Raw genomic sequence first — 1,893 nt, 5'->3', positions numbered from 1 at the left:
CTAGTGCAGCGCCGCATTGATCTTGCGGGGGTCTGTGTCCCGCTGTCAGCAGACGAAGGGGCTGCTGACAGCGGGCAGTGATGTGTCAGTTCTTGACGAGCACGGTCGCGTGGGCGGATAGCGCGGTGTTGACCTCTGCTGGATCGAAGGCTGCGGGGTCGAACTGGTCCGCAGAGTCGAGGCCGAGCCATTCCAGGCGGTCTTCGTGCTCTTCGTGGTGGGGATCGGCAAGGATCTCGATGAGGTAGTCGTATCCCCAGATGCCGCCGCAGTCCTCGGGCGGGCAAGCTCGGCGGCCGGTGAGGCATCGTGGGTAGGCGGTGTCCGGCTCGGGCTCGGTGATGTCCTCGATGAGGATGTCGTGTTCCCAGTCGTCGCCGAAGTCGTAGGTGTAGAGGAGCCGGTCGCCGGTGCGGGCAGCGACCTGGCGGAGCTGCTTGGAGGCGGCGCTGCGGATGCCCAGGTCACGGTCGGCGGTGCCGTATCGGTCCCGTCCGCTTTCGAAGGCCCACATGTGGTAGTCCTCCCAACCGAAAGCGGCCTGGATGACGTCGTGCAGCTCGCGCAAGGTGATGCCGGACGGTACTTCCAGGCGGCGCCAGATCGGAGGCCGGGAGTCCCGCAAGGTGATCTTGATCTTGTGGACGGTCTTGCTCGGCGCCGTCCGCGAGGCCGGCTTCGCACTCCTGCTGTTCGCCATGGCGGCCATCCTGCCACCCATCCTCACCGCCTTCCGGCGGGCGTGTGGCCCTCGCCGACGACAATGATCAACGCCACTGACAGAGCCGCGGGAGTGGGGGCGTGTGCCGTGGAAAGTCCGTTCCAGGTGGCCTGGAGCAGTGAAGAGCGCGCGTTACTGGAGGACTTGACGCGTTCGCGGACTGCGCCGTTGCGCCGGGTGCAGCGGGCCCGGGCCGCACTGGCCTATGCAGACGGTGACACGAACGCGGCTGTTGCCCGCGCGCTTGGCCTGCATCTGGACACCGTGCGGCGCTGGCGCAAGCGGTTCGCCGCCGAGGGGATGGCCGCGCTGGAGGACCGGCCCCGCCCGGGCCGCGCCCGCCGCTACGGACCCGACGTGCACCTGGCCATCGTCGCCACCGTCACCTCCGCCCGCCCCGACACCGACAGCCAGTGGACCCATCGGGCCATCGCTCATCGCCTGGCCTCTGCCGGGATCTCAGCGTCCCAGGTCGGGCGGATCCTGGCCGACCTGGATCTCAAACCGCACCTGGTGCGGGGCTGGCTCACCCGGCCGGAGGATCCGGACTTCTACGCCAGGGCCACCGAGGTGTGCGCGCTCTACCTGCGCCGCCCGCCCCACTCGATAGTGCTCAGTGTGGATGAGAAGACCGCGATGCAGGCTCGCTCGCGCCGTCATCCGACCCGGCCGGCCCGCCCCGGCCAGATCGAGCGGCGCGAGTTCGAGTACCGCAGGCACGGCACGGCCTCCATCGTCGCGGCCCTGGACGTGCACACCGGGCAGGTCCTGGTCGAGGACATCACCCGCAACGACTCGGCCGCCTTCATCCGTTTCCTGCGACTGCTGGATCAGAGCATCGACCCGGCCCTGACCATCCACCTGGTACTCGACAACGGGTCGTCCCATGTCTCGAAGGCGACCCGGGCCTGGCTGGCAGCGCATCCAAGATTCACCGTCCACCACACGCCCAAACACGCCTCGTGGCTCAACCAAGTCGAGATCTTCTTTTCGATCCTGGCTCGCCGACTGCTGCGACGCGGTGAGTTCGCCTCGCGCCAGGACCTCATCGACCAGATCCTCAACTTCACCCTCGCCTACGACGATGAGGCTCAGCCGTTCCGCTGGACCTACGACGGCACCCCACTCAAAGCCGCATGACCCCCGCAAGATCAATGCGGCGCTGCACTAGT

Annotated in this window: 2 protein-coding genes; one reads left to right on the top strand and one right to left on the bottom strand. The window is 67.8% G+C overall.

The genetic code is table 11. The annotated features are described in order from the left end of the window. Positions 1 to 85 precede the first annotated feature (85 nt). A complete protein-coding gene (locus tag ACIRVK_RS45475) occupies positions 86 to 700 on the bottom strand; it encodes a plasmid pRiA4b ORF-3 family protein (RefSeq protein ID WP_404258044.1) in 615 nt (204 codons plus the stop codon). A gap of 165 nt (positions 701 to 865) precedes the next feature. On the opposite strand from ACIRVK_RS45475, the gene ACIRVK_RS45470 reads away from it, so the two are divergent. Next, positions 866 to 1,861, top strand: coding sequence for an IS630 family transposase (locus tag ACIRVK_RS45470; RefSeq protein ID WP_404258042.1), 996 nt, complete (start codon positions 866 to 868; stop codon positions 1,859 to 1,861). The last annotated feature ends 32 nt before the right edge of the window (positions 1,862 to 1,893 follow it).

It is taken from the genome of Streptomyces sp. NPDC101152, assembly GCF_044768275.1.
Lineage (GTDB): Bacteria > Actinomycetota > Actinomycetes > Streptomycetales > Streptomycetaceae > Streptomyces.
This window is presented reverse-complemented; position numbering and strand designations above follow the sequence as displayed.